2 protein-coding genes are annotated in these 2,875 nt (G+C 71.6%); one reads left to right on the top strand and one right to left on the bottom strand.

The window, feature by feature from the left end:
* The first annotated feature begins 94 nt into the window (after positions 1-94).
* Positions 95-667 (top strand): hypothetical protein, encoded by a 573-nt coding sequence (locus tag VAE46_RS12365; RefSeq protein ID WP_322797245.1) that lies wholly within the window; start codon positions 95-97, stop codon positions 665-667.
* 110 nt (positions 668-777) lie between these two features.
* Here the strand turns inward: VAE46_RS12365 and VAE46_RS12360 are convergent.
* Positions 778-2,875, bottom strand: a 2,098-nt coding sequence (locus VAE46_RS12360; protein WP_322797244.1) for an ATP-binding protein, incomplete at its 5' end; no start/stop codon positions are given.

Genomic DNA, 2,875 nt, shown 5'->3' with positions numbered 1-2,875 from the left:
CCCGCGCTGGCGCGGCCGGCCTGCCCCCTGTGGGCGGGCCGGTCGCCCGGCCCGGGCCGTTGATACGGTCGTACAGACAGGAATGGAGCACACCATGACGAAAGTTCTCCAGCTTCTCACTGGCGGATGGCTCGCTGCGGTCCTCGGTGTGGCCCTCTTCGCGGCCAGCGGCGCCCTCAGCGCCGATACGGCCTCCGCGGAGTCGCCCCCGGCGCCGCCCGCCCGCTTCGTCGGGACGGTGAAGGTCGATGGCCAGGCGGTTCCCGCCGGCACCGTCATCGAAGCTCGCATCGGCAACGCCGCCTGCGGCGTCACCCAGACGTTCATGCAGGGCAACGAGTCGCGCTACGTGCTCGATGTCCCGGCCCTGGACCCGGGTGCCAACCCGAACTGCGGCGTCGAAGGCGCAGTCGTCACCTTCTACATCGGCGGCAAGCGCGCCGCGGAAACCGGCACGTGGAAGAACTACGAGCTGAACCAGCTCAACCTGACCTACACGACGCCGACCCCCACCGCGACCGCTTCGCCCACCCCGCGCCCGCCGGCCACGGGTGAAACCCTGGCCGCCGGCGGCGGCAGCTCCGCTGGCTGGGTGTTCGCGCTCGCCGGCCTCGGCATCCTCGCCTTCGGCGTGGGTGGCGCCGCCGTCGCCCGCCGCGCCCGCTAAGCGGCGTCATCGCCACACCAGCCAGAGGCCCCGCACCCGCGGGGCCTCTTCTTTTGCTCCTGCCGGCTCCCACCTCCCACCTCCCACCTCCCGCCTTCAACCTCCCACCTTCAACCTCCCACCTTCCTCCGTTTCGGCGGCAGCGCCCCCGCCGCCTCCAGCGCCCGGGCCAGGCGCTCCGCCGTGAAGGGCTTCTGTACCAGCCCCGCGATCCGGCGCTTCAAGTCGGCGTCCATGTGCGAGTCCGCCGCGTACCCCGTGCAGATAATCACCGGCAGGTCCGGCCGAATCGCCAGCAGCGCCCGGAACGTCTCCGCCCCGGTCATCCCCGGCATCACCAGGTCCAGCAGCACCGCCGCGAACCGGTCGGGCCGCGCACGCACCACCTCCACCGCGGTCGAGCCCCCCGGCGCCTCCACCACGTTGTAGCCCAGCTCGCCGAGGGTCGCCGTGGTCGCCCGTCGCACCATCGGGTCGTCATCGACGATGAGGATGAGGTTGCCCTCACCGGCGCTGTAGGCGTCGGCGCCCGCGCGCAGCTGCTCCTGCAGCAGGGGGAAGCTCAGCGTGAACGCCGTGCCCCTGCCGGGCTCGCTTTCCACCGTGATGTCGCCATGGTGCCCCTGCACGATGCCGTAGGTGATCGCCATCCCGAGGCCCGTCCCCGAACCGGGCGGCTTCGTCGTAAAAAACGGCTCGAAGATGCGCATGCGCACCTCGTCGCTCATCCCCGGGCCGGTATCGGCGATGCGCACCGACGCCAGCGGCCCGTTCGAACCCGCCCGCACTTCCAGCCGCCCCCCATCCGGCATCACGTCGCGCGCGTTCAGGATGATGTTCGTTAGCGCCTGCTGCAGCTGGCCGGCGTCGCCTTCGATGAGCACCGGCTCGGCCGGCAGGTCCACGTCGACCGCGATTCGCCCGGCCAGGGCCGGTGAAAGCAGCTGCAGCGTATCCTCCACCACCGTCCGCAGGTCCACCCGCCCGAAGCGCACCAGGCCGCCGCGCGAGAACGAAAGCAGCCGCCCGGTGAGGTCCGCCGCCTTGCGCGCCGCCTCTTCGATCAGCGCCAGGTTCTCGCGCTCCTCCCGGTCCATATTCGGCGACCGCTTGAGCAGCCCGGCGAACCCGAGGATCGTCGTCAGCAGGTTGTTGAAATCGTGCGCTACCGCCCCCGCCATCGTCCCCAGCGATTCCATCTTCTGGCTTTGCATCAGTTGCGCCATCAGCGCCTTCCGCTCCGAAACGTCGCGCGCCAGCACGAGCACGGCTTCGCGCCCGCCGTAGGCAACCAGGGATGCCACCACCTCCACATCCAGCGGCGATCCGTCACGCTTGCGGTAGCGCACGTCCGCCAGGTGCACCTCCCCATCGCGGTGGATTCGCTCGACGAATGCCGCCAGTTCGTCCCCGTCCGCGAACGAAATATCGTCGAGGCGCAGCCCCTGCAGCTCCCCGGGTGCGTAGCCGAGCACGCGCGCGGCAAACGGGTTCGCATCGATGACCCGCCGCGTTGAAGCGTCGATGGTCAGGATCATCTCCTCCGCCTGCGCCACCAGTGAGCGGTACTTCAGCTCGCTCTCCGCCAGCGATTCGAGCGCGGCGGCCCGTTCCAGCGCCAGCGCCAGGGGCCGCGCCAGCGTCGCCAGCAGCTCCGCATCCTCTGCCGCGAACCGCCCCGTGCCCTCACCCCAGAGCGCCACCGAGCCGCGCACCGTTTCGTGCGCCATCAGCGGCACCCGCATCACCGAATACAGCCCCGCCTCGAGCAGCGCCCGGTGCGCGTCGTGCAGCGGCGCATCCCGGCGGGCGTCCTCCACCACCTGGGGCCCCTGCCCCAGGAGCAGCGAAGCCCCCCGCAGCCGCCCCAGCGGCCACTCACCGTCCAGCGATACCCCTTCCAGCCCGTCCGCCGCCAGCTGGCGGCCCTCCCCCGTCGCCGCGTCGAACAGTAGCACCACCCCAAACCGCGCGCCGAACAGCTCCCGGCAATCCGCGAGGAACCGCTGCGCCAGCCGCTCCGGCGAACCCCCGGTCGTCAGCCGCGCGAGCACCCGGTTCGTCCCTTCGAGCCGCGCCGTCTGCCGGGCTTCCTCGGCGCGACCCCGGAAGTAGCGGATGGCCACCGCGAGCGGCTGCACCACCGCCGCAAGCTGCTCCGCATCGGCCGGACCGAAGCGCCCCGGCGAGAGCGACCCCACCGTTACC

Source organism: Tepidiforma sp. (assembly GCF_034433535.1).
Classification (GTDB): Bacteria; Chloroflexota; Dehalococcoidia; order Tepidiformales; family Tepidiformaceae; genus Tepidiforma.
Note: the sequence above shows the minus strand (reverse complement) of the source record. Positions and strands in the feature narration are given on the sequence as shown.